The 24,291-nt window shown below is 71.1% G+C and carries 24 protein-coding genes; 9 read left to right on the forward strand and 15 right to left on the reverse strand.

Going from position 1 to position 24,291, the window contains the following annotated elements; all coding sequences use genetic code 11:
- Positions 1-93: 93 nt before the first annotated feature.
- Together RH864_RS18795 and RH864_RS18800 are read right to left on the reverse strand one after the other, a co-directional pair.
- Positions 94-555 carry an SRPBCC family protein gene (locus tag RH864_RS18795; protein WP_310519111.1) on the reverse strand — a complete coding sequence of 154 codons (462 nt, stop codon included), beginning with the start codon at positions 553-555 and terminating at the stop codon, positions 94-96.
- Positions 552-902 (reverse strand): ArsR/SmtB family transcription factor, encoded by a 351-nt coding sequence (locus tag RH864_RS18800; protein ID WP_310519112.1) that lies wholly within the window; start codon positions 900-902, stop codon positions 552-554. The genes RH864_RS18795 and RH864_RS18800 overlap by 4 nt, the downstream gene beginning before the upstream one ends.
- Positions 903-939: 37 nt before the next feature.
- On the opposite strand from RH864_RS18800, the gene RH864_RS18805 reads away from it, so the two are divergent.
- Positions 940-1,653 (forward strand): NADPH-dependent F420 reductase, encoded by a 714-nt coding sequence (locus RH864_RS18805; protein WP_310519133.1) that lies wholly within the window; start codon positions 940-942, stop codon positions 1,651-1,653.
- Positions 1,654-1,741: 88 nt separating this feature from the next.
- On the opposite strand, the gene RH864_RS18810 is transcribed toward RH864_RS18805, so the two are convergent.
- Positions 1,742-3,253 (reverse strand): amino acid permease, encoded by a 1,512-nt coding sequence (locus RH864_RS18810; RefSeq protein WP_310519134.1) that lies wholly within the window; start codon positions 3,251-3,253, stop codon positions 1,742-1,744.
- A gap of 205 nt (positions 3,254-3,458) precedes the next feature.
- Between RH864_RS18810 and RH864_RS18815 the strand changes: the two genes are divergently transcribed.
- The 4 genes from RH864_RS18815 to RH864_RS18830 all read left to right on the forward strand — a co-directional run bounded on the left by RH864_RS18815 (position 3,459) and on the right by RH864_RS18830 (position 7,217).
- Positions 3,459-4,268 carry a DNA/RNA non-specific endonuclease gene (locus RH864_RS18815; protein ID WP_310519113.1) on the forward strand — a complete coding sequence of 270 codons (810 nt, stop codon included), beginning with the start codon at positions 3,459-3,461 and terminating at the stop codon, positions 4,266-4,268.
- An 85-nt stretch (positions 4,269-4,353) separates the two neighbouring features.
- Positions 4,354-5,928, forward strand: a complete 1,575-nt coding sequence (locus RH864_RS18820) for an FAD-dependent monooxygenase (protein WP_310519114.1) — start codon at positions 4,354-4,356, stop codon at positions 5,926-5,928.
- Positions 5,929-6,029: 101 nt separating this feature from the next.
- Positions 6,030-6,677, forward strand: a complete 648-nt coding sequence (locus tag RH864_RS18825; protein WP_310519115.1) for an asparagine synthase — start codon at positions 6,030-6,032, stop codon at positions 6,675-6,677.
- Positions 6,678-6,707: 30 nt separating this feature from the next.
- Positions 6,708-7,217 (forward strand): flavin reductase family protein, encoded by a 510-nt coding sequence (locus tag RH864_RS18830; RefSeq protein ID WP_310519116.1) that lies wholly within the window; start codon positions 6,708-6,710, stop codon positions 7,215-7,217.
- A 149-nt stretch (positions 7,218-7,366) separates the two neighbouring features.
- Here the strand turns inward: RH864_RS18830 and RH864_RS18835 are convergent, their stop codons facing one another.
- The 6 genes from RH864_RS18835 to RH864_RS18860 form a co-directional block, all read right to left on the reverse strand.
- A complete protein-coding gene (locus tag RH864_RS18835; protein WP_310519117.1) occupies positions 7,367-8,059 on the reverse strand; it encodes a Fic family protein in 693 nt (230 codons plus the stop codon).
- Between the two features lie 162 nt (positions 8,060-8,221).
- Entirely contained in the window at positions 8,222-8,971 is a 750-nt protein-coding gene (locus RH864_RS18840) for a helix-turn-helix domain-containing protein (protein ID WP_310519118.1), read from the reverse strand.
- Between the two features lie 50 nt (positions 8,972-9,021).
- Complete coding sequence (locus tag RH864_RS18845; protein WP_310519119.1) at positions 9,022-10,338, reverse strand: FAD-binding oxidoreductase; 1,317 nt, start codon at positions 10,336-10,338, stop codon at positions 9,022-9,024.
- 48 nt (positions 10,339-10,386) lie between these two features.
- A complete protein-coding gene (locus tag RH864_RS18850; RefSeq protein ID WP_310519120.1) occupies positions 10,387-12,558 on the reverse strand; it encodes a S9 family peptidase in 2,172 nt (723 codons plus the stop codon).
- 38 nt (positions 12,559-12,596) lie between these two features.
- Positions 12,597-12,977, reverse strand: coding sequence for a hypothetical protein (locus RH864_RS18855; protein WP_310519121.1), 381 nt, complete (start codon positions 12,975-12,977; stop codon positions 12,597-12,599).
- Positions 12,977-13,444 (reverse strand): LysM peptidoglycan-binding domain-containing protein, encoded by a 468-nt coding sequence (locus tag RH864_RS18860; protein ID WP_310519122.1) that lies wholly within the window; start codon positions 13,442-13,444, stop codon positions 12,977-12,979. Before RH864_RS18860 ends, RH864_RS18855 begins: the two co-directional genes overlap by 1 nt.
- A gap of 467 nt (positions 13,445-13,911) precedes the next feature.
- Between RH864_RS18860 and RH864_RS18865 the strand changes: the two genes are divergently transcribed.
- The 4 genes from RH864_RS18865 to RH864_RS18880 are packed head-to-tail and all read left to right on the forward strand — an operon-like array spanning position 13,912 to position 18,300.
- On the forward strand, positions 13,912-14,097 hold the full coding sequence (locus RH864_RS18865) for a hypothetical protein (RefSeq protein WP_310519123.1): 186 nt from the start codon (positions 13,912-13,914) through the stop codon (positions 14,095-14,097).
- Between the two features lie 14 nt (positions 14,098-14,111).
- Positions 14,112-17,189: a helix-turn-helix transcriptional regulator gene (locus RH864_RS18870; RefSeq protein ID WP_310519124.1), complete on the forward strand. Its 3,078-nt coding sequence runs from the start codon at positions 14,112-14,114 to the stop codon at positions 17,187-17,189.
- 38 nt (positions 17,190-17,227) lie between these two features.
- The gene (locus tag RH864_RS18875) at positions 17,228-17,680 is read left to right on the forward strand and encodes a glutathione peroxidase (RefSeq protein ID WP_396130020.1); all 453 of its coding nucleotides are present in this window, start codon (positions 17,228-17,230) and stop codon (positions 17,678-17,680) included.
- A complete protein-coding gene (locus RH864_RS18880; protein WP_310519126.1) occupies positions 17,677-18,300 on the forward strand; it encodes a TetR/AcrR family transcriptional regulator in 624 nt (207 codons plus the stop codon). Before RH864_RS18875 ends, RH864_RS18880 begins: the two co-directional genes overlap by 4 nt.
- A 54-nt stretch (positions 18,301-18,354) precedes the next feature.
- Here the strand turns inward: RH864_RS18880 and RH864_RS18885 are convergent, their stop codons facing one another.
- The 6 genes from RH864_RS18885 to RH864_RS18910 all read right to left on the reverse strand — a co-directional run.
- On the reverse strand, positions 18,355-19,761 hold the full coding sequence (locus RH864_RS18885) for an NAD(P)/FAD-dependent oxidoreductase (RefSeq protein WP_310519127.1): 1,407 nt from the start codon (positions 19,759-19,761) through the stop codon (positions 18,355-18,357).
- Between the two features lie 4 nt (positions 19,762-19,765).
- Positions 19,766-20,791: an ABC transporter ATP-binding protein gene (locus RH864_RS18890; RefSeq protein ID WP_310519128.1), complete on the reverse strand. Its 1,026-nt coding sequence runs from the start codon at positions 20,789-20,791 to the stop codon at positions 19,766-19,768.
- On the reverse strand, positions 20,784-21,593 hold the full coding sequence (locus tag RH864_RS18895; protein ID WP_310519129.1) for an ABC transporter permease: 810 nt from the start codon (positions 21,591-21,593) through the stop codon (positions 20,784-20,786). Before RH864_RS18895 ends, RH864_RS18890 begins: the two co-directional genes overlap by 8 nt.
- A complete protein-coding gene (locus RH864_RS18900) occupies positions 21,593-22,486 on the reverse strand; it encodes an ABC transporter permease (RefSeq protein WP_310519130.1) in 894 nt (297 codons plus the stop codon). The genes RH864_RS18895 and RH864_RS18900 overlap by 1 nt, the downstream gene beginning before the upstream one ends.
- Positions 22,486-23,568: an extracellular solute-binding protein gene (locus RH864_RS18905; RefSeq protein WP_310519131.1), complete on the reverse strand. Its 1,083-nt coding sequence runs from the start codon at positions 23,566-23,568 to the stop codon at positions 22,486-22,488. Before RH864_RS18905 ends, RH864_RS18900 begins: the two co-directional genes overlap by 1 nt.
- Before the next feature lie 138 nt (positions 23,569-23,706).
- A partial coding sequence (locus RH864_RS18910) for a M24 family metallopeptidase (protein WP_310519132.1) occupies positions 23,707-24,291 on the reverse strand: 585 nt, incomplete at its 5' end.

Below are 24,291 nucleotides of genomic sequence, written 5' to 3' on the forward strand. Positions count from 1 at the left end.
GCGTAGCCCTAAGCTCCTACTCGGCCAGTCCAACATCTGGGGACCAGTTCACGGCCCGAGGCATCCGTCACGGGGTGCGCGACCCGGCGGCGATCACCGACGCGACAGGTAGGCCTCGATGCGGTCGAAGGCGCCCACCCACGACATGGTCTCGAAGAAGTCGCGCACCTCGGGCGTCGGGAAGCCGGTCTGCACGACGGACATGAGCGTGCCGCCGTCGACCGCCTCGAAGGTCACCTCGATGCGGGTCGTCATCGTGTCGCCGTCCGGCGTGCCGCCCTTCGACTCGGTGACCAGGCGGTGCGGCCGGTCGATCTCGAGGAACGTCTGCTCCTCCCAGAACAGCTGGTCGGCGCTCGGCCCCCATTTGGCGAGCTGCTTCCCGCCGACCCGCAGGTCGACCGTGATCTCGACGACGCCGGGTTCCTCGTCGAGGATCGAGAACCAGATCTTCTGCTGCTCGGCGTCGGTGTAGGCGTCGAACACCTCCTCGGGGGTCGCCGGCAGCCGCCGTGACATCCGCAGGCCGATGGTCTCGCTCGTGGTCTCGCTCATCGTTCCGTTCCTTTCTCGTCCGCCCCGCGGCGGAGGGTGAAGTAGGCCTCGAGTCCGTCGAGCCGACGTTCCCAGAGGCGCTGGTAGAAGGTGATCCAGGCCATCGCGTCGTCCAATCGCTCAGTGCCCAGGCGGCAGTGCCGTGTGCGGCCCACCTTCTCGGTCTCGACCAGGCCGGCGTCGACGAGCACGTCGACGTGCTTGCGGATCCCGGTGAGGGTCATGCCCGCGGGCTCGGCGAGCTCGCTGATCGTCGCCGGGCCGTCGCCGAGCCGGGTCAGGATGCCTCGCCGCGTCTCGTCTGCGAGGGCGGCGAACGTCTGGTCGAGGACCTGTTGGTGAACCATGTGGCTCAGTGTATGACACTGAACCAGAAAGTTCAATATCTCCGGCGCGGGGACGCGAATGCGGAATGCCGGCCGGGTGCATCGCGTTGCCGACCACATGACCAAGACACGATTCGGAATCATCGGCGCCGGACATATCGGCACGGCGCTCGCCCGCAAGCTCAGCGATCTCGGCTACGACGTGGTGCTCAGCAACTCGCGCGGTCCCGAGACGCTCGCCGACCTCGTCGCCGAGCTGGGACCGCGGGTCACCGCGGCGACCGCCGACGATGCGGGCGCCGCAGGCGACGTGGTCGTCGTGACGGTGCCGCTCAAGGCGCTCGCCGACGTGCCGGTCGCGCCGCTCGCGGGCAAGATCGTGCTCGACACCAACAACTACTACTGGGAGCGCGACGGCCGCATCGCCGCGCTCGACGAGGGCCGCGCGACCACCTCGGGCCTGCTCCAGGCCCATCTGCCCGAGTCGAAGGTCGCCAAGGCGTTCAACCACATCATGGCGAGCGACATCGGCACGACCGGCGCGCCCGCCGGCACCCCCGGCCGCCGCGCGCTCGCGACCGCGAGCGACTTCGACGAGGCCGTCGAGTTCGTGACGAGGCTGTACGACGAGTTCGGGTTCGACACCGTGAACGTCGGCTCGCTCGACGAGAGCTGGCGCGTCGAGCGCGACCAGCCCGCATACGTCGTGCGGCAGAACCGCGACGAGCTCGAGGCCAACCTGGCGCGCGCCACGCGCGACCTCGCGGCCTGATCAGGTCGGCGGATGCCTCCGGCCGACGTCGGCCGGAGGCATCCGCTCGCCCGTGCTCGACGCGACCGGCGTGGCCCGATCGCGGTGGTCAGCTCGTGTCGTCGCGGCGGTCGTCGCGGCGGCCAGCCTCGAACGCGGGGCGCTCGGCGACCACCGGGAACGTTCCGGTGTGGCCCTCGCGGGCGGCCGCCGCCGCGGCGATCCGTGTGCGGAAGGCGAACCAGCCGACGACGAGCAGCGGGATGATCACCACGATCGAGGCGAGCACCCAGCGGCCGGTCTCGGAGAAGGCCATCGAGATCAGCACGAACAGCAGGAACGCGAGCGTGAGATAGCCCGTGTACGGCGAGCCCCAGAGCCGGAACGCCGGTCGCTCGATGCGCCCCTGCGCGGCCCACCGGTGCAGCTTGAGCTGACACAGGATGATCGTCGCCCAGCCGCCCACGATGCCGAGCGCGGAGATCTCGAGCACGATCTCGAACGCCTGCGACGGCACGAGCGCGTTCAGCCCGACGCCGAACAGGGTGATGACCGCGGTGAGCAGGATGCCACCGTACGGGACGCCGTGACCGCTCATGCGCTCGGTGAAGCGCGGCGCCGAGCCGTTCACGGCCATCGAGCGCAGGATGCGCCCGGTCGAGTAGAGGCCCGCGTTCAGGCTCGAGAGTGCGGCGGTGAGCACGACGAAGTTCATGACCGAGGCCGAGACGGCCGCGGCCTCGGGCGAGCCGAGATGCGAGAAGAACGTCACGAACGGCGACTCACCCGCCTGATAGAGCGTGAACGGCAGCAACAGCGAGAGCAGCAGCACCGAGCCGATGTAGAACACCGCGATGCGGAGCACGACCGTGTTGACCGCGCGCGGCATGACCTTCCGCGGCTCGGCGGTCTCGCCCGCCGCCGTGCCCACGAGCTCGATCGCCGCGTAGGCGAAGACGACGCCCGAGATGGCGAGGATGGGCGCGATCGCCCCGGTCGGGAACCAGCCGCCGTTCTCGGCGATGACCGAGAATCCCGTGGCGCCCGCATCGGTCTGCCCGCCCATGACGATGAACACGACACCGATGACGAGGAAGATCACGAGGGCTGCGACCTTGACCGCCGCGAACCAGAACTCCATCTCGCCGAACACCTTCACCGAGACGAGGTTGAGCGAGAGCACCACGACGAGTGCGACGAGCGCGATGACCCACTGGGGCACGGCCTGCAGCGGCTGCCAGTACTGCGCCCAGAACTTCACGTACAGCGCCGCGGCGGTGACGTCGACGATCGAGGTGAACGCCCAGTTCAGAAAGTAGAGCCAGCCGGCGGCGTACGCCATCTTCTCGCCGTAGAACTCGCGCGCGTACGAGACGAACGAGCCCGACGACGGCCGGTGCAGCACGAGCTCGCCCAGTGCCCGGAGGATGAGGAACGCGAAGAAGCCGCACACCGCGTACACGATGACCAGGGCCGGGCCCGAGTACTCGAGGCGGCCGCCCGCACCGAGGAACAGCCCCGTGCCGATGGCGCCGCCGATCGCGATCATCTGGATCTGCCGCGGCTTGAGGGTCTTGTGGTACCCGTGTTCTTCGCTCGAGAAGTCTTGCACCGCGAGCATCTCGTCGGCGGTGCGTTCTCGTTCGTTCTCGAGCTCGTCGACGGGGTCGTGCGCAGGCGTGTGATCGGTCGCCATGAAGTGCCTCCTGCACCGGACGAGCGACGCCCCCGTACCCCCGCCGCGCTGCTGGTGGCGTCATGCTACGCCCGCCGACCCTCGACCGCACCCACCGGTATATCGGTGGGTGTATGATCCAATCGAGACCATGGGATTCGACGCAGCCTTCCTCGGTCTCGCCTGCCCGATGCCTCGCGTGGCCGAGCGTGCCGCCGAAGCGCACGTCGACCTCGACTACGTGCACTTCACGGTCGTGCTCGACACCGGCCGACGGTTCGCGCGAGTGACCGGCGTCAACCTCGACGGCGCGGCCCTCGTCGATGTGCCCCGCGGCGGTGACCGGTGGGCGCTCGACGAACGGGTGCCCGCCGATCAGCAGGCCGGCGCCGAGATCTATGCCGCGAACGACCTCGATCGCGGGCACCTCGTCCGCCGGCGCGACCCGGTCTGGGGTGAGCCCGCGGTCGCCGCCCGCGCCAACGCCGACACGTTCCAGTACCCGAACGCGGCGCCCCAGGCGTCGGGCTTCAACCAGTCGAAGGAGCTCTGGCTCGGCCTCGAGGACCACGTCCTCGCCTTCGCCGATGTGAACCGGCAGCGGCTGTCGGTCTTCACGGCCCCCGTGCTCGAGCCGGGCGACCCGCCCTACCGGGGCATCCGCATCCCCCTGCGGTTCTGGAAGATCGCGGCCTGGCGTGACGGCGCTGAGCTCGCGGCGGCGGGATTCGTGCTGGATCAGACGCCGCTGGTCGAGGTCGCCGACCCCGGGGCCACGGCGGCCGGCCCGGCCGGAGTGCCGGCGCTCGGGCCGTTCCGCACCTTCCAGGTGCCGATCGCGGATCTGGCCGCGCTCACGGGTCTCGCCATGCCCGCGCTCGTCGATGCCGACCGGTTCCCGCCGACGCTCCTCGCGGCGGGCTGGCGCGAAATGACCGAGCCCGCCGACCTGCTGCTCTGAGCGCGCCGCGCGACGATGCGGCGCTGGCCGCGACGATGCGGCCCGGTGCTGGCCGCGACGCCCGCGCGGTGCCAGAGTATGCGGCATGTCCGATCAGACGATCTCCACCGACGTGCTCATCGTCGGAGCCGGCCCCACCGGGCTCATGCTGGCCGCCTGCCTCGCCCGCCTCGGAGTCGCCGCCGAGATCGTCGACGCGAAGGCCGGCCCGACCCGCGAGTCGCGGGCGCTCGTCGTGCAGGCCCGCACCCTCGAGGTGTACGACCAGCTCGGCATCGCGGGGCGTGCGATCGCCGAGGGGCATCCGATCGAGGCGGTGGTGCCCGGAGCCGGCGCCCGGCCCTTCGGGAGGTTCGGGTTCGGGCGCGCGGGCGCCCGGGTGAGCGCGTTCGCCGAGGTGCTCGGCCTCGAGCAGAGCCGCAACGAGGCCATGCTCGCGGACCTGATCGTGGCCGAAGGCCGGAGCATCCGCTGGCGACACCGGCTCACCGGGTTACGCCTGCTGGGCGAGGGCAGCGACGAGATCGCCGCCGACGCCGCGGGCGCGGCGCGCGCCGCCGGCGCGATCGCGACGCTCGAGGGCCCCGAGGGCACGGTCACCATCCGGGCAAGGTACTGCGTCGGCGCAGACGGGGCGCACTCGCCGGTGCGCGAGGCGCTCGCGGTGCCGTTCACCGGGCGGACGAACCCGCTCACCTACTTCGTCGCCGACGCCGTGGGCGCGACCGGCTACGTGCCGGACGCGGTGAACCTCCGTGTGGCCGAGGACGACCTCCTCCTCGCCTTCCCGATGGGCGACGACGGGCGCGTGCGCCTGCTCGGGCTCGTGCGCGACCGGGATCTCGCGGCGGACGGCACGGTCTCCGAGGCCGACACGCGCGAGCGCCTCGAGCGGACCTTCGGGGTGACCTACCGCGACCGCACCTGGTTCGCGACGTACCGGGTGCATCATCGGCTCGCCGAGCGGTTCCGCGTGGGTCCCTGCTTCCTCGCGGGCGACGCGGCGCACATCCACTCGCCGGTCGGCGGACAGGGTATGAACACGGGCCTGCAGGAGGCGCACGATCTCGCGTGCGCGCTCGCCGACGTGCTCATCGGCGGCATGCCGGACGCGCGCCTCGACCGCTACGAAGCCGAACGCCGCCCCGTCGGCAGGACGCTCGTCGAGACGACCGACCGGATCTTCGCGGCGATCACGTCCGAGAGCCGGCGGGCGCGATTCGTGCGCGGCCGGCTCTTCCCCGCGCTCGGTCCGCTCCTCATCAGGGTCGTGCCCTGGCTCGTCGGCGGGCGCCGGCTGTTCGGGTACCTCTCGCAGACGCGCATCCGCTACCGGATGACCCCGCCTGGCGGCGCCGCAGCACAGACCCCCGCCGACGACCTCGTCGGCCGCCGCCTGCCGTGGTCGGGCGAGAACCGGGTCGCGCTGCGTGCGTTCACCTGGCAGGTGCACGGATACGGCGCGCCGGCATCGCTCGTGCACCGGCTCGCGCGCGATCTTCGCATCGACGGGCACACGTTCCCGCCCGACGTGCACGGTGTGCTGCGCGCCGACCGCGTCTATCTCGTGCGCCGCGACGGCTTCGTCGCCGCGGTCGCGACGGCCGACCCGGAACGGCGCGGGGTGCCGTTGACCTTCCTCGAACAGCTCGCCGGGTGAACGTGCGCTGAGGGTCTCGTGAGCTGCGCTGACGCGCCGCCGAAGCGCCGGGCTCGGTAGGCTCGGAAGGGGTGCCCTGCGAGGTGTGGAGGTGAGTGCGCGTGCGCTGGTTCGAGCGGCGGAAACGGCGGAAGTTCAAGCCGTTCGACCGTTCCGCGCTGCCCGAGGTGGTGCAGGCGCCGTTCGACGAGATGGTCGAGGACGGGCTCATGATGGCCGAGGCGGCGGGCCGGCTCGCGCTGAAGAACCGGTTCATCGTGCAGGCGCTCCGCGGTGAGGAGCCCTACGACGACCAACGCGCGGCGGCCGCCGCCCGAGAGGTGCTCTACGAGCTCGTGCAGGAGGCCGACGAGGCCGCCGAGCATTCGGCCGAGGAGCGCGAGCTCGCGTCGCGCCGCGAGGGCCGCTCGGTGCACCAGCACGACTACCACCGCGCCGACGCGCTGAACCTGCGCAGACGCGAGAAGGTCTCCGCCGAGGTCGCGAAGCAGCTCTGGCAGCGCCGCGAGGACCAGGAGTACCTGCTCGAGTTCGCGACCCGGGCGCGCGACGCCGCGTGGCACGAGGTCGCCGGCGTCATCGAGCAGCGACTCGACCGCGAGTGGCCCGACATCGTCGTCGACGCCGAGTACGAGCTCGCGCGCCACGAGCGTATGCGCGAGCTCGCCGACGACCTCGACCTCGCGGTCCGGCGTGCCGCCGAGCAGCGCGCGGCGCAGAACGACCCGTTCGCGGGCTTCGTCGGGTGAGGATGACGGTGAGGCCGGAGGTGCGCGCTCGTGTTCGTTGAGGCGTCCGAACTCGATCCGGAGGAGACCTACCAGCTGCTGGTGGGCTCGGTCGTGCCGCGCCCGATCGCATGGATCACCTCGGGTCGGCCGCCGAAGCCGCTCAACCTGGCGCCCTTCAGCGCGTTCACCTGGGTGAGCCAGCATCCGGCCATGCTCGGGTTCACCGCGAACCGGCGGAGCGACGGGCTCAAGGACACGGTCCGCAACATCGAGGAGGACGGCCAGTTCGTGGTGAACATCGCCGACGACAGCCTGCTCGACGAGCTGCACGCCAGCTCGGCGTTCCTCGACGCCCACGTGAGCGAGGCAGAGGCGCTCGGTCTGCCGGGTGCGCCCTCCACCATGATCGATGTGCCCCGCCTCGCCCGGGCGCCGATCAGCATGGAATGCGTCCATGAGCGCACGGTCGAGTTCAGCCCCACGGGCGGCCAGTTCGTGGTGGGCGGGTCGTCGCCTGGAACATCGACGACGCCGTCATGCGGAACGGACGAATCGTGACCGAGCTCCTCCGGCCGATCGGCCGGCTCGCCGGGCCCAGATACACCTCGCTGGGCGAGGTCACCGAACTCGCCCCGGCGGACGCCTGAGCCGCGGCGTTGGCTCTCTCCGACCTGGAGTCTCGTCCGCGAGTCTCCGCCGCGTTCCACTCAACGAGCGCAGTCGGCCAGCAGGCGCATATACGACGTCGCGTCGTCGGTCGTGAACAACCGGTCGAGCGAGACGTTCTGCTCGTAGAGGCGTGTGTACGGGACCGAGATCGCGTCGAAGCCGGCCGACATCAGCACGCCTGAGGCCATGAGCTTGGCGGTGCGCGTGTTGCCGTCGAAATAGAGCTGGTGGCGGGTGGCCGCTGCGGCGTAGATCAGTGCGCGCCGCCGGGCATCGTCGACACCGGCGCAGAAGTCGAGCAGGTCCTGGTACGCGTCGATGAGCAGTGCTCCGCGATCACCGTGCTCTCGGTCGGCGACGACGCCGCCTGTCGAAAGCCGGACCGAACCGCCACCGGTCACCGAGCCTTCGCCGCGGAAGCTTCCCGACTCGATCGCCTCATGGCGGGCAACGAGACGATGCAGCAGGTCGGAGGTCGGCTTGTCCAGCGAGAACTCCGCGGCGGCGACCAGCCGATCGAGTTCGCGGTAGGCGTCGTTGAGGGCGAGCACCTGCTGCTGCTCCTCGATCCGCTTGCCTTCGACGGTGACACCGTCGAGGAGGGTCTGGACCTCGGGGAGCGTGAACGTGTTCCCCTCCAGTCGCGCGGCATCCCAGATGATGACGGGCAGGTTCGCTCGGAATCGTGCGCGCGCGCGATCGACCTCGCCCGACCCGCCGATGGTGCTCACGTCGATCCCGGCCCAATCCCACGTGATCCCGAGGAGGTCGCGCGTCGATGCCGCTCCGGTGTCGGCGGCGGGCGTCGCGGACGGTCCAGAATCGGGAGGAGAACCGGGGCGGCGGACGTACGCCGGTCGCGGCACGCCCCGATGAGACGTCTCGGACATGGCTCACCAGCTCCTGACGATGGACTCGGCGATCTCGCGGTCGACGCCGCCGTTCGCGAATGCATCGATGATCCCCTGGATCGGACTCACCAGATTGACGTCTTCGATCGTGGTCGAGCCCTCGAAGACGGTGGCGTGGGCCGGCGCCACGACGAGATCGGCCGCGGTCACGACGCGGACCCGCCGGTGGGTGTCGGCGAGGAGCTCCGCGACCCGATTCGCGTGCTCGGACCAGAGCACCACGGTCCGGCCGGTCTCGGCGCCGAGTGCGTCCAGTGATGCGGACCCGGAGAGGACCCAACGCGCCTCGGAGGCGCGGCCGGCGGAGATGAGGCGGTCGGCGTCGACGCGTCCGGCCAGCAGATGGCGGCCCGACCGGTGCTGTGCACTCGACAGGCGCGCCGCTTCGGGGATGATGCTGATCGACTCGCCCGCCGAGTAGCGGTTCAGCCGGTCGATCCACGCCTCGAGCTCAGCGCCGTCCTTCTGGCCTTCTAGGGTCAGATCGCCGAGCATCACGCGTGCCGCCGCAGCGGCCAGAGGATCGCTGGCGCGTTCGAGCACGATCGACAGGTCGTACCCGAGGGCCAATGCGAGCTCGCGGAGCGTGTCCACACGCGCGCGCGACGGGTCGTCGTTCACCGCGAGCACGGTGGTCCGGGACACCGCCGCGCGGCGAGCAAGGTCGGTCTTGCTGTACGGCATGCGGGCGACCGCCTCAGGTAGCGAGAGCTCGCTCATCGGACTGTCCATTTCGTTCAGTTTAATGGACAGTCTAGCAGCGCCGTTCAGATAACTGAACGTCAGGCGGGGGCGATGTGGTGCAGGCCGTGGAACACGTCCCCGGGGTCGTATTGCGCCTTGATCCGGCGGAGCCGGTCGAGGGTGGCCGGGGGATAGATCGTCTCGAGCACGTCGTCGCCGTACTCCTGCGTGAAGTTCGAGTATCGGCCCGAGGTGAACTCGAGCGGGCGCTCGAGCTCGAGCTGGGCGAGCGCGGCCTGCTCCTCCGAGGCGTCGGCCGGCAGGATGCCGTTCACCATGACCAGGGCCTCGGCGTCGCGGAATGCGATGGGCGTGGCGTCGGGGGCCACCCGGGTGAACGACCCACCCATCGCCCGGAGCATGAGCATGGTCGGCGTACCGGCCGCGAGGGCCTGTTCGCAGGCCTCGAGCAGCTCGTCGGAGAGCTCGGGCGCGAAGCCGTTGCCGCCGACGAACCGGAACGGCGGCTTGCCCGGGGGAGCAGCCTCGAGCAGGTCGCCGTAGGCGACGGGCCCGAGTGAGACCTCGGACACCGAGGGCAGCGAGAGCAGGGGTGCGAGCAGGTCGCGCAGCTCGGCCTCGGTACCCCGGTACGCCACCGCGAGCTGGGGGCCGGCGGGGAGCTCGGGCGAGAACGGCGGGAGCACGAGGAGGGTCGAGTTGAGCTCGTCTGACGAGGCCGCCGTCACCTCGCGCCAGGCGCGCAGCACGGCGCCGACGTCGGACTGGTCGAACGCGACCTGCCCACCGACCAGGCCGTCGACCGGGACCGCCGAGAACCGGAAGCGCGTGACGAGCCCGAAGTTGCCCCCGCCACCGCGCAGCGCCCAGAACAGATCGGGGTGCGACTCGTCGTTCGCGACGACCACGGCGCCCGCCGCGGTCACCACCTCGACCTCGCGGACGGCGTCGATCGTGAGGCCGTGCGTGCGCACGAGCCACCCGATGCCGCCGCCGAGCGCGAGCCCGCCGACACCCACATCGAGCGTGTCGCCAGAGCTGACGCCCAGCCCGTGCGGCGCGAGCGCCGCGGCGACATCGCCCCAGTGCGCGCCCGCGCCGACGCTCACCGTGCCGTCGTCGTGCACCTCGACCCCCGAGAGCTCGGCGAGGTCGACGACGACGCCCTCGGTCGCGGGCATCGCGCCGTGACCGCCGCTGCGGACGGCGATCGGCTGCTCGAACTCGATGGCCGCACGTACGGCCTCGGCGACATCGGCCGCGGACTTCGGTCGCACGACGGCCTCGGGCTCGCCGACCCCGGCGAAGACGGTACGACCGGCGTCGTACTCGGCCGAGCCCGGCCCGTGAGCGCGACCCGGCAGGCGTTCCAGCAGCGCTGCGAGGATGGACATGGCGGTCAGTCTGGCACCGGCCGCCGACATCCGACAGCCCTCATACCCTCACTCGCCGCTCGGGTGCGCCCTCGCCCGGTCGATCACCCACGCGGAGGCGAACGCGCGCTCGCGCCAGGCCGCGTAGCGACCCGACACGCCGCCGTGCCCCGCGGCCATCTCGATCTTGAGCAGCGGGTCGGCACCTGCGTCGCGGAGCCGCGCGACCCACTTGGCGGGTTCGACGTAGAGCACGCGTGTGTCGTTGAGGCTCGTGACCGCGAGGATCGGCGGGTAGTGGGAGCCGCCGTCGCCGCTGCCGTGCACGTTCTCGTACGGCGAGTACGCCTTCATGTACGCGTACACCTCGGGGTCGTCGACGGGGTTGCCCCACTCGTCCCACTCGATCACCGTGAGCGGCAGCGACGGATCGAGGATCGAGGTGAGCGGGTCGACGAACGGCACCTCGGCCAGGATGCCCGAGAAGTACTTCGGTGCGAGGTTCGCGACGGCGCCCATGAGCAGTCCGCCCGCGCTCCCGCCCTGCGCGACGAGCCGGTCGGAGGCGGTGACCCCCTCGTCGATGAGGTGGCGGGCGACCGCCACGAAGTCGGTGAAGGTGTTGCGTTTGGCGAGCTTCTTGCCGTCCTCGTACCAGAGCCGGCCCATCTCGCCGCCGCCGCGCACGTGCGCCACGGCGAAGATCATGCCGCGATCGAGCAGGCTCAGTCGCGGGATGGAGAACGACGGGTCGATCGAGTGCTCGTACGATCCGTACCCGTACAGCAGCGTTGGGGCGGGTGTGCCGTACTGCACCAGGTCCTCGCGGTACACGAGCGACACGGGGATGCGTCGTCCGTCGTCGGCGACGGCCCACTCGCGGCGCTGCGTGTACCGCGTGGCGTCGTACTCTCCGAGCACGGGCTGCTGTTTGCGGAGGCGCCGCTCGCCGGTCTCGACGACGAGGTCCATGACCTTGGTGGGCGTGACGAAGCTCGTGCCGACGATGCGGAGCGTCGGCTGGTTCCAGTCGGGGTTGCCGCTCACGCCGATCGAGAACAGCGTCTCGTCCGTCTCGAGCTCGTGCAGCGTGTCGTCGGGCGTCGCGTCGTCCGGCAGGCCCTGCTGCGGCACCTTCGCGATCGCGACGCGCGGCAGGCCGTCACGCCGGTACTCGACGGCGACGAAGTCGCGGAACGCGTCGACGCCCTCGAGCCGGACCGCCGGGTCGTGCGGCAGCAGCATGCGCCGGGCGCCCCGCGGGTCGTCGGCGGCCACGCTGACCAGCTCGAAGTTCACGGCGCCGTCGTTGTGCACGATGAGCAGCCGGTCCTTCCCGCCCGCGACGACGTGCTCGACGTCGTACTCGACCCCGTCCTTGCGCGGCCAGACCACCCGGAACTCGCCGGCCGGGTCGTCGGCGTCGAGCAACCAGGTCTCGCTCGTCACGTTCGATCCGGCCTCGATCACGATGAACCGGCGGCTGCGGGTGAGGCCGACGCCGAGCCAGAAGCGCTCGTCGGGCTCGCTGAACACGCGCACGTCGGCCTCGCGCGGGGTGCCGATCTCATGCCGCCAGATCGTGTCGGGTCGCCACGCGTCGTCGACGGTCGCATAGAACACGTAGCGTCCGGTGGCATCGAACACCGCGCCCGCCGCCGTGCCCTCGAGCACGTCGTCGACGTCGCGGCCGGATCCGTCGAGGGCCCGGAACCGCACGGTGTACCGCTCGTCGCCCTCGACGTCGACGCCGTAGAGCATGAGCGACCCGTCGCCGGTGACGTCGAAGCTGCCGAGGGCGAAGAACTCGTGGCCGTAGGCCTCGGCGTTCTCGTCGAGCAGGACCTCTTCATCGGGCAGGGCCGCGTACGAGGCATCCGTCAGCTCGTCGCCCGTGGTCTCGGGCAGCACCGGCGGCTCCCAGTCGGCCCCGGCGGGAACGCGGCAGTGGATGCCGTACTGCATCCCCTCGACGGTGCGCGTGAAGTACCACCACGCGCCCTCGCGCGTCGGGACCGAGAGGTCGGTCTCCTTCGTGCGATGCGTGATCTCCTCGAACACCTGCTCGGTGAGCAGGCTCAGATGGTCGGTGCGGGCCTTCGTGTAGGCGTTCTCGGCGTGCAGGTGCGCGATGACCGCTGGATCGTCCTTGACGCGCAGCCACTCGTACTCGTCGACCACCACGTCGCCGTGGTGCTCGCGCTGGATCGGTCGTTTCGGGGTCACAGGCGGAGTGAGCACGTGTCCACGCTACCCCGGGCGCTCCGCCCGGGCGCCGCTCAGGGCGCCTCGACGACCTGCCACTGCGCGTCGCCGAGCGGGACGAGCTGGCCTTCGACGCGCTCCCCGTCGCGGGTCGCGGCGAAGTCGATCGCACCCGGTGTGCCGCCGACGATGCCCTCGCCGCCCGAGAAGGTCGGGGTCTCGTAGCCCAGCTCGATCATCGCGTCGAACCGCTGGGCCTGGTCCCAGGTGCCGGAGAGGAATCCGAGCATGGCCGCGGCCGCGAGCGGTCCGGCGACGACGAGCACGTACCCGATCTCGCGCACCCACCGGCGCTCGCGGCCGGCGATCGCGAGGACCGCGCCGAGCACGAGCACGGCGGCGGGGAACGCGAGCGGCCACGGGCTCCACGGGTCGAGCACCACGACCGGATGCATCAGCCGAGCCCCTCCTTCGTCCAGTCGAGGTTGATCTGCTGGCCGATGTAGACCGTCTCGCCGAAGTCGTGGATCTGCGGGTTCATGCGCAGCAGCTGCTGCTGCGGCACCTCGAAGCGCTGGGCGATGTCGAAGAAGCTGTCGCCCTCCATGACGGTGTATCGGACCGGCATGCCGGCGTCGTCGAAGACCGCGGCACCCGAGGCCCCCGTGATGGGGCCGGTGTCGTAGGCCGGGCCGGGTTCGTAGACGGGCGCGGGTGCGTTGGGCACCGGCTCGGGGGCCGGTGCGGGCTCTGGTGCGGCCGCCGGCGGCGGCGCGGGCGCCGGGGTCGGCGTAGGCGTCGCCGTGACCGTCACCATGACGGTCTCTGCGGGCGGCGGCGACTGCGGGAAGCAGCCGGCGAGCAGGAGGGTCGCGGGGACGACGGCGAGCAGGATGCCTCGGCGTCTCGTCGTTGCGCTCACATGTCTCCCGCTCGTTTCACTCCGCCCACTCTATGCAGGCGACGGCCCGGGCGTCCACGCGCGAGCGACTCGCCATGGACATGATGGACGCACTTCTAGTATATTAACAGTGTCTTCGGGAAATCGCCTGATGAAGTGTCCGGGTGCTCCCTTGGGGGGTGGTGTCTCCCGGTTCCGGGGGCGCGCTGACGACGTCGGCTCGCCCGCCCAGCAGGCTCGGTACTCGGAAAGGAGGTGCGTCATGTTCGCGCTCATCTTCGTACTCGGTGCACTGGTCGTGGCGGGGATCGCTGCGTCGCTCGTGCAGCTTCGCCGCGATGGCTACCGGCAGATGCCGGTTCGGTTCGCCTGATCTTCCTGAGGTGCCGTCTGTCTGAGACCCGGCCCGCCCGAAATAGGGCGATCGCCCGATGAGCCGGGGGCGCCTTAGCGCGCACGCTTGAGGCATCTCGATCACGGAGGCCATCATGCAGTTCTCGGCAGAACTCCTCGTCCTGCAGCTTCACGACGCCGACCTCAGGCACGCCGAGCGCGAGCTCGAGCGTCGCCGCCGAGCGGCCGAGCGCGTCGCGCCCGAGGGTGAGGCACCCGAGGCCTCGCTCAGGAGTCGCCGCCGGCGGCCGGCGCGCGCACCGCGGCTCGCGCTGCGGTGAGCAGGCGCCCCTCGGTGACCGACGGAGCGCCGGCGGCCGGGTCGGCGCCTGGCACCGCGCGCGCCCGGGCGACCGCCGAGGTTCGCGTCCCGGGTCGCCGCGCCGATGTCGGCGGCCCATGGGACCATGAACAGGTGACGACGTCGGTGTCGAGCCCCGAGATGGTGGGCCGGCAGGCCGACCTGGCCTGGCTCGAGAGCTCGCTGGTGGCGGTGCGCGAAGGCGTGCCGCGCACCGCGGTGCTCGGCGGCGAGGCGGGCATCGGCAAGACTCGTCTGCTGCTGGAGTTCACGCGCCGCTGCGGCGCCGACGTGCGGGTGCTCGCGGGCCAGTCGGTCGACCTCGGTGACGTCGCCGCGCCGTATGCGCCCGTGAAGGCGGCGCTGCGAGCGCTCGTCGCCGACGTGGGCCCGGAGGCCGTGCTCGCCTCCGTCGGTCCGGGGCGCGCCGCGCTCACGGCGCTCCTGCCTGAGCTCGCGTCGGGCGAGCCGGAGCCCGCCGGGCCCGCGGCCGCCGGGGCGGCCGCGACCGGGCAGCTGCACGAGGCGATCGCCGTCCTGCTCGAGACGCTGTCGCGCGACCGACCGATCGTCTTCGTCGTCGAAGACCTGCACTGGATCGATGCGGCCTCGCTCGCGCTGCTGCGCTTCCTCATGCGTGCGCTCACGGCCGGCCGTGTGCTGCTCGTGCTCACCTACCGCACCGAAGACCTCGGCCGCGGCCACCCGGTGCGCGCGTTCCTGACCGAGGCCGAGCGCGACCGCAGCGTCGAGCGCCGCGAGATCAGCCGGCTCAGCCGGGCAGAGGTCGGCCGGCTGGCCCGGCTGCTGGGCGGTCCGCCCGGTGACGCGTCGGCACCGAGCGAGGCCGCGATCGAGCGCGTGTACCAGCGCAGTGAGGGTGTGCCGTTCTTCGTCGAAGAGCTCATCGGCATCGACGGGTGCCGCGATGAGATCGGGCTTCCGGCCACACTCCGCGACCTGCTCCTCGTGCGGTACGAGCGGCTCAGCGAGTCCAGCCAAGAGCTGCTCAGGCTCATCTCGACGGGTGGCGTCCGGGTCTCGCACGCGCTGCTTTCGGCGGTGCACCGGGGCTCGCCCGACGAGCTCGATGCGGCCGCGCGTGAGGCCGTGATCGCGGGCGTCCTGACCGTCGAGGGCGACGAGTACGGGTTCCGGCACGCCCTCGTCCGCGAGGCGATCCTCGCCGATCTGCTGCCGGGCGAGCGCACCCGGTTCCACGCCAGGTACGCCGAGGCGTACGAGCTGGCCTCGGCGACCGGCACACGCCGGCTCGCGGCCGAGATCTCGTTCCACTGGCTCGGTGCCCACGACGCGGTACGGGCCTTCCCCGCCACGATCCAAGCGATGCGCGAGGCGCGGGCCGCCGCGGCGTACGCGTCCGCGGCGCAGCTCGGCGAACGGGCCATCTCGTTGTGGGAGGTCGTGCCGGAGGCCGAGCGGGTCGCGGGGATGGGCAAGATCGAGCTCATGGGGCGTACGGCCTCGCACCTGCGGAACGCGGGCGAGAGCGAGCGCTCGCTCTCGCTCATCCGTGCGGCGCTCGAGGAGTGCCCCGATGACGACGCACAGGTGCCGAGGCTCCTCCGGGACCAGGCGCTGGTGCTCTCGAGTCTCGGTCGGCCCGGCTCGGCAGAGCTGCTCCGGGAGGCCCTGCACCGCATCGAGGCGCTCGACGACCCGGTATCGCGCGAGTTCCGCGCGACCGTGCTGATCGCGCTCGCCGGCCGGCTCATGATCGCGGGCGAGTTCGGGCCGGCGGTCGAGGTCGCCGACGAGGCGCTCGCGCTCGCGAGCGAGGCCGACGCTCCTCGGGCCGCGTCGGTCGCCATGAACATCCTCTCGGTGAGCCGTGCGGAGCGCGGCGAGGTGGCCGAGGGGCTGGCCGGTCTCGAGGAGGCGCGCGAGCTCGCGCGCGGTGACGGGTCGGCGCTGCTGCGGTACTGGACGAACGCGAGCGACCTGCACTATCTGGTGGGCCAGATGCACCGGGCCGTGCGCACCGCCGAGGAAGGGCTCGCGCGGGCGCGCGAGCAGGGGCTCGAACGCAGCTCGGGCGTCATCCTCGCGTCGAACGCCGTCGACCCGCTCTTCGCGCTCGGCGAGTGGTCGCGGGCCGACCAGCTCGTCGAGCGCGCGCTCGGCCTCGACCCGCCGACCTCGTTCACGGTGTATCTCGTGCGGGCACGGATCTGGTCGCTCGTCTGGCGCGGCGAGCTCGACGAGGCATCCGACCTGTACCGTTCCTCGCGCGCGGCCTGGTCGTCGGTCATGGACCTCGAGATGCAGGCGCGCCTCAGCGTCGGCCGTGTCGCGACCGAGCTCGCGCTCGAGTCCGGTGATCTCGAGGGCGCGTGGCGGGCCGTCGCGCCGCTCGTCGACGAGCCGCTGCTGCCGCATCCGGGCTACGCCCTGCCCTACCTCTGGGCGGCGGCACGCGTGCTCGCCGAGGCACGACGCGAGACCGCATCGGTGCCCGAGCTCGCCGACGCGGCCGGCCGAGACGCCGAGGCCGTGCTCCGCGACCTGATCGCGCGCGCCTCGTTCTGGCCGACCGCACCGCTCTGGACGGCGTTCTTCGAGGCCGAGCTCGTCGACCACGCCGATGTCGTCGGGCGTGACCGGGCCTGGCGCGATGCGCACCGGGCCGCGCTCGCGCCCGAGACCCCGGTCTTCCTCGAGCCCTACGCCCTGCTGCGGCTCGCCGAGGCGCAGCTCGCGGCGGGCGACCGCACGACGGCACGCGCGACGCTGCAGACCGCGTTCGAGCTCGCGCAGACCCACGGCATCGGGCTGGTCAGGGCGCGCATCGAGGCGGTCGCCGCCGCGAGCGCGCTCACCGTCGGCGATGCGCCGCCGCCGCCCGCCTCGTCGGCGAACGCGGGCCTCGAGCTCACGCCTCGCGAACGTCAGGTCCTCGCCCTCGTCGCCGAAGGGCTCAGCAACAAGCAGATCGGCGAGCGCTTGTTCATCAGCGGCAAGACGGCGAGCGTGCACGTGTCGGCGATCCTCCGCAAGCTCGGTGCGACCACCAGAACCGAAGCCGCCGTCCGGGCGGGTGCGCTACGGTGAGCGACGTGACGAGCCTCGACGAGATCCCCATCACGACCATGGACGGCGGCACCACCTCGCTCGCCGCATTCGCCGGGCGGGCGGTGCTGATCGTGAACGTCGCCTCGCGCTGCGGGCTCTCCCCGCAGTACGCGAAGCTCGAGCAGCTGCAGCAGACGTACGCCGACCGCGGCCTCACGGTGCTCGGCTTCCCCAGCAATCAGTTCCTGCAGGAGCTGTCGACGAACGAGGCGATCTCGGAGTACTGCTCGACGACCTGGGGCATCACGTTCCCCATCGTCGACCGGGTGCGCGTCAACGGCAAGCACGAGCACCCGCTGTACACCGAGCTGAAGAAGGCGCCCGACGCCGAGGGCAACGCCGGCCGGGTGACCTGGAACTTCGAGAAGTTCCTCGTCGCGCCCGACCGCACGGTGAGCCGGTTCCGGCCTCGCACCGAGCCCGACGACCCGGCCGTCATCGCGGCGATCGAGGCGGCGCTGCCGGCATGAGGCCGGGCCCCCGCCGAAGCCTCGCACAGTCCGACATCGTCGCCGCCGCGTTCGAGATCCTCGAGCAGAGCGGCTTCGCCGCCGTGTCCATCCGGGGCGTCGCCGGCGCGCTCGGCCTGACGCCGACCGCGATGTACACCTATTTCCCGAGCAAGCAGGACCTGCTGCGCGCCATGGTCGACGAGCTGTTCGCGGGCGTGACGGCGGATGCCTCGGGCGAGACGGATGCGGCGCGAGCCCGCCTGCTCGGCGCCGCCGTCGAGCTTCGTGAGCGGCTGCGCGACCACCCGGGCTCGGTCACGCTCGTGACGGGGCACGGCGTCGCGGGCTCGGGCACGATGGCGCTCATCGAGCGGCTCGGGCAGGGATTCGCCGACGCCGGTCTCACGGTCGACGACGCCGCGCGGGCCGCGCACGCGCTCCTCGCCCACACGGTCGGGCAGGTCGCGCTCGAACAGGCGTGGGGTGAGGCATCCGCCGACGACTCGGAAGCCGTGCTCTGGAGCGACGAGCCCGCCCGTCCCGTCGCCGACGCCGGCGAGCGGCTCGGCCTGCGTGCCGGCGACCCGGTCGAGTTCCGCACCTCGGCCGAGCGACTGATCGCCGCCTGGGCGGCCTGACCTCGCGCACGGCGAGGCAGGCCGGCCCGGCGGCGACCAGCCCGGAGCGGCGCGCTAGGAGTCGAACCCGACCCCGGCGGCGTCGAGCGCCTTGAGCCACAGGTTCCGCTTGCCGCCGTTGTGGTCTGAGGCGGAGAGCGACTTCTTGGTGACCTCGATGCCGAACGCGCGGAGCGGCTCGGGCGGCCACGGGATCGGCTTGGAACGCACCATCTTCAGACGCGTGAGCTCGGAGTCACGGCCCGCGAGCAGGTCGGCGACGATGTCTGCGGCGAACCGCGTCGAGCCGACGCCGAGGCCCGTGAAGCCCATCGCATACGCGACCTTGCCGCCGAGCGCGGTCCCGAAGAACGGGCTGAACCGCGTGCAGGTGTCGATCACGCCGCCCCACGCGAAGTCGATGCCGAGCCCCGACAGCTGCGGGAACGTCTCGAAGAACTGCTCGGCCAGGAGCTCGAACGTCTTCGGCCGCTCGTCGAGCTCAGGCGCGATCCGGCTGCCGTAGTGGTACACCGCGTCGTAGCCGCCCCAGAGGATGCGGTTGTCGTCGCTGAGCCGGTAGTAGTGGAACTCGTTGCCGGCGTCGGTGAGCCCCTCGCGGCCGCTCCAGCCGATCGACGCGAGCTGCTCGGGCGTGAGCGGCGCCGTGCCGAGCGCGTAGTCGTACACCGGAACGGTGTACAGACTGAGCCGCTTGAGCAACGCGGGGAACGCGTTCGTCGCGAGCACGACCGACGCCGCCCGGATGGTGCCCGCGTCGGTCACCGCCTCGACGACCGCGCCGCGGTCCTGGATGGAGCGCACCGGCGTGTGCTCGGCGATGGTGACGCCCAGCCGCTCCGCGGTGTCCGCGAGGCCCCACGCGAGGCGCGCCGGGTTCACCAGCGCATTGCCGGTCGGGTCGAACACTCCCGCGAGATACGTCGGCGAGTCGACCCGCGCGCGCACCTCGTCGCGCGACAGGAAGTGCGTGGTCTTGCCGTGGCGCGCCGCCGTCTCGACGCCCGCGCGGAGCTCTTCGACCTGGTGCGGATGCACGGCCACGGCGATCTTGCCCACGCGCTCGAAGCTGCAATCGACCCCGAACTCCTCGAGGTCGCGCTGCATGCCGTCGAGGTTCTCGCGGCCCAGGCGCTCGAGCTGGTCGATCTCCTTCGGCCAGTGCCGGAGCCCGTTCGCGAGACCGTGGGTGATGCTCGACGAGACGAAGCCGCCGTTCCGGCCCGAGGCCGCACCGCCCACCCGCTCGGCGTCGACGAGCAGGATCTTCGCGCCGGGGCGCTCCTTCGCGATCCGGATCGCCGTCCAGAGGCCGGTGTAGCCGCCACCGATCACGAGCACGTCGACGCTCGTGGGGCCGTCGAGACGGCCTCGTGCGGCGGGTCGCTTCGGGTCGGCGAACCACATCGGTCCGCTGCCGCTCGGGATGCTGGTGGTCGCCATGGTTCCGACGGCGCTCATCGGGTCACTTCCTGTCGTCTTCGAGAACGTGAATGCTGGATCGTTCGACGGCGATGCTCACCGGGCTGCCCACGGGCTTGGCGGCGGCGGCGGCGAGGGGCACCTGCGCGACGACCGTCAACCCGTTCAGGTCGACCGTGAGGGAGGCGTCATCGCCGAGGAAGATGCTGTCGGACACCGTGCCCTGCAGGGTCCAGCCCCGCTGGGCGGCGCCCAGCGCGACATCGCGCGGGCGCACCGAGGCGACGAGGTCGGCGCCGTCCCGCTCGGTCGCGCCCGGGAGCCGGTCGACGGGGATCAGGTTCGCGCCCGTGAAGAACTCCGCCGCGTACGCCGTCGGCGGAGCCAGGAAGAGATCGGTCACGGGCGTGCAGGTCACGAGCTTGGAGTTGCGCATGATCGCGACCCGGTCGGCGAGCGTCAGGGCCTCCTCACGGTCGTGCGTGACGTAGAGGATGGTCGTGCCGAACTCGCGGTGGACCTCGCGGATCTCGCGGAGCATGTCCTGCTTGAGCGCCTTGTCGAGGGCGCCGAGCGGCTCATCCATCAGCATGAGCTTCGGCGAGTACGCGAGCGCCCGCGCAATGGCCACGCGCTGCTGCTGACCGCCCGAGAGCTGCGACGGGCGCCGCTTCGCGAACGCGGACAGGTGCATGCGCTCGAGCATCTCGGCGACCCGTCGCGAGCGGTCGCGCGAGGACCAGCCGCGCATGCGCAGCCCGTACTCCACGTTCTTCTCTACCGTGAGCGTGGGGAAGAGCGCGTAGTTCTGGAAGACCATGCCGATCTCGCGGCGCGACGGCGCGAGCCTCGACACGTCGCGGTCGCCGAGCATGATGCGTCCGCTCGTGGGGGAGTCGAAGCCCGCGATCATGCGGAGCAGGGTGGTCTTGCCCGAGCCCGACGCGCCCAGCAGGCAGATCAGCTCGCCCTGCGCGACGTCGAGCGAGACATCCTGCACGGCGTAGTCGGAACCGAACAGGCGGCTGACCTGATCGAGGCGCACGGCCGGTTGTGTGGTGTCAGTCATGCTTTCTTCCTCTGGCGACGCCGAGCGGGATGGCGACGAAGATGGTGGTGATGATCACGAGGGTGGCGGCGATCGCGGTGATCACCGGATCGCTGCCGTACCGGACGGAGTCCGAGATCGCCTTCGGCAGCGTCTTCAGACCCGGCCCGCCGAGGAAGTCGATGAACACGGCCTCCTCGAACGCGAGCTGGAACGCGGCCGCGAAGCTCGCGACGAACGCCGGCGCGAGCATGGGCAGGGTGAGCCCGCCCCACGCGCGGAACTTCGACGCGCCCAGCACGTTCGCGACGAGCTCGACGTCGCCGTTCAGCTGCCGGATCGCGGTACCGCCGATCAGCACGACCATCGGCAGGCCGAGCATGGCGTACATCAGGACGATCCCGATCTCGCTGCCGCGCAGGCCCGTCGCCGAGTACACGACGAACATGGCGACCGCGTACGCCGAGACCGGCAGCACCAGGCTGACGAGACTGAGCGTCTCGATGCCGCCGCGGAACGGCAGCCGCGAGCGATGCACCGCGATCAACGTCGCGAGACCGACGACGAGCGCGACGAGCGCGCTCATGAGCGCGAGCCTGATGGAGAGGAACAGCGGGTCGGTCCACTGCGGGGACGTGAAGAACGAGACGTAGCGATCGAAGCCCCAGCTCTTCGGCGGGAAGGAGATCGCGGAGTCGGTGGAGAACGACAGCACCACCGCGAGCACCGCCGGCGCGAGCACGATGACGATGATCGCGCCGATCGCGATGCCGGTGAGCACGGAGAACACGCGCTCCGACGGACGGACGGGTTGACTGGCCATCAGCGCAGCATCTGCCTTCCTGCGTTCCGCCCGCCGGCCAGGATCGCGGCCCCGAGCGCCATCAGCGCGATGAGCAGCACGACGATCGCGGTCGCCGCGGCGCCCGGGAAGTCGTACAGCGTGAAGATCTGCTGGTTGATCACCGTCGCGAGGAACGGCGAGCGCAGCCCGCCGAGCAGCACGGGGGTCACGTAGAAGCCGAGCGACAGCACGAAGATGAGCGCCGCGGTCGTGAGCATGCCGCCGCGGACGATCGGGAAGATCACGGTGCGCAGGGCGGTCATCCGGGTCGCGCCGAGCACCTTCGCCGAGGCGATGAGGTTGTGGTCGACGTGCGAGAACACCGAGTAGAGGGTGAGCCCGGCGTAGGGCAGCAGCGAGTACGCGATGCCGTAGACGACGGCGACCGGCGTGTAGAGCAGCTGGAGGGGCTGCTCGATGAAGCCGAGACCGAGCAGCGCGGAGTTGATCGGGCCGTTCGCGACGAGCAGCAGCAGGATCGAGTAGTTCTTGACGATCGTGCCCATGGTGAACGGGATGAGCAGCGCGATCCAGGTCAGCACGCGGAGCCAGCGACGCGTCGTGGCGTGCAGCGTCCACGCGATCAGGCCGCCCGCGAGCACCGCGATGAGCGCGACGATCAGGCTGTCGAAGATGGTGGTGGTGAGCGCCCGCACGCTCACCGGGTCGGTGAACACCTCGGCGAAGCGCTCGGGTCCGGCGCCGTCGGAGAACGCCTGGACGAAGAGCTGGATGAGCGGGTAGACGACGAAGAACGCGATGGCGATGAGCACCGGGGCTGCGAACAGCAGCCCCTGCCACGGCCCGAGATGGGGGTGCCACCCGGAGGACCGGGTGGCACCCTTCGCGTCATGAGCGCGAGTGGAGGTCATCAGCCGCCCTGGACGACGTTCCGGATGCCGGTGTCGACCGCTTCCTTGTTCGCCAGGTACCACGTGAAGTTCTGCTGCACGAGCTGCTCGAAGTTCGCGGGGTAGTCGGCGAGACGCTCGGCGGCCTCCTGGGGCATGACCTCGAGGGCCTCGGCGTTCGGGACGCCGTAGCTCATGTCCTCGGCGAAGCCGGCCTGCGCCTCGGGGTTCTCGGCGACCCACTGCATGAACTGCTCAGCGGCGGCCTGGTTCGGGGCACCGGTCGCGATCGCGGTGTAGCCCGGGTCGTAGACGCCCGACCAGTTCACCGTGATGTCCAGGCCCTCGTCGACCAGGTTGTACGCACGGCCGCTGTAGATGAGGCCGAAGTCGGCCTCGCCCTGGCGCAGCACCTGCTCCTGCTGGTCGCCGCTGGTGTACCAGACGGTCGTGGCGGGCTCGACCTGCTCGAGCTGCGCGAGCGCCGCGCCGAGGTCGATGTCCTCGCTCATGGTGTCCTGGCCGCTGGCCGCGACGAGGGCTGCCGCGAGCTGGCTGTAGTACTCGCCCGGGATCTCGCGGTTGCCGGGGAAGGCCGCCGGGTCGAAGAAGCCCTCGAGCGAGTCGGGGCACTCCTGGCCGGACGCGTTGTTGCACGCGATGACGTAGCCGAGGTTCGCGAACGTGAAGCCGAACTCGCTCATCTTCTCCTCACCGAGGGTCTCGGTGAGCGAGGTGCTGAGCTCGGCCGGCAGCTCCTGGATGAGGCCTTCCTGGTACATGTAGAACGCGTCGGCCGCGCCGAGGCTGTCCATGATGTCCCACTGGACATCGTCGGCGTCGACCATCTGCTGCATCTGCGTGACCTGGGTGCCGGGCACGTCGATGATCTCGACCTGGATGCCGGTCTCTTCCTGGAAGGGCTCGGCGAGGTTGGTGCGGGTCGCCTCGGTGAAGGCGCCGCCCCAGCTGGCGATGACGAGCTTGTCGTCGCCGGCCTCGGCGGAGCCGGAGCCGCCGCCGGAGTCGCTCGCGCAGCCGGTCATGGCGATCATCGCGACGGAGAGCGCTCCGATCGTGGCGAGAGGACGGAGGTTTCGCATGGGACTCTCCTGTGGTGGTTGGGTGACATTCGGGGGGACACGGGTGGTGCTGTGGTGCTGGTGATGCAGGTCGTGCGGTGGTGCGGGTGGTGCGGGTGTGCGGTGGTGCGCGGCCGGGTGGGCCGGATCCCGCCGTCTCTAGTTGGAGACGACGATGAACTCGTGGGGCAGCTTGGAGAGGACGGTCGTGGCGTCGTCGTCGATGATGAACGTGTCGAGCAGGCCGAGACCGCACATGCTCTCGAAGTTCGTCACCATGCCCGACTCGAAGACGCGGTCGTCGTCCTCGCCGCCGACGACGGTGAACTTCCACTCGCCGACCCAGTCGGGCGGGAAGGCGATGCCCATCTCGTAGCCGCCGATCCAGATGTTCTCGTTGAACTCGAACACGCCGGCGTCCTGGTAGTAGGCGTAGAGCTCGGCGCACACGTCGCCGACGCGAACGCCGGGGCGGGCCTTCGCCGTGAGGATGTCGAACGCGCCGGCGAGCTTGTCCATGAGCGCGACCGCGGCCTCAGGGGGCTCGCGGAACGCGAAGACCTGACTGCGGTTCGAGTGGTAGCGGTTGAACACGCCGCAGGGGTCGACGTCGAGGAAGTCGTGCTCCGTGAGCACGCGGCGGCCCGAGATCTCGTGGTAGACGCCGAGACCCGCGAGACCCGCGAACGCGACCTGGTGGATGCCGGCGGGTTCGCCGCCGGCGTCGGAGAGGCCTTTGATGAG

Origin of the sequence: Agromyces aerolatus (assembly GCF_031432255.1) — a bacterium.
Lineage (GTDB): Bacteria > Actinomycetota > Actinomycetes > Actinomycetales > Microbacteriaceae > Agromyces.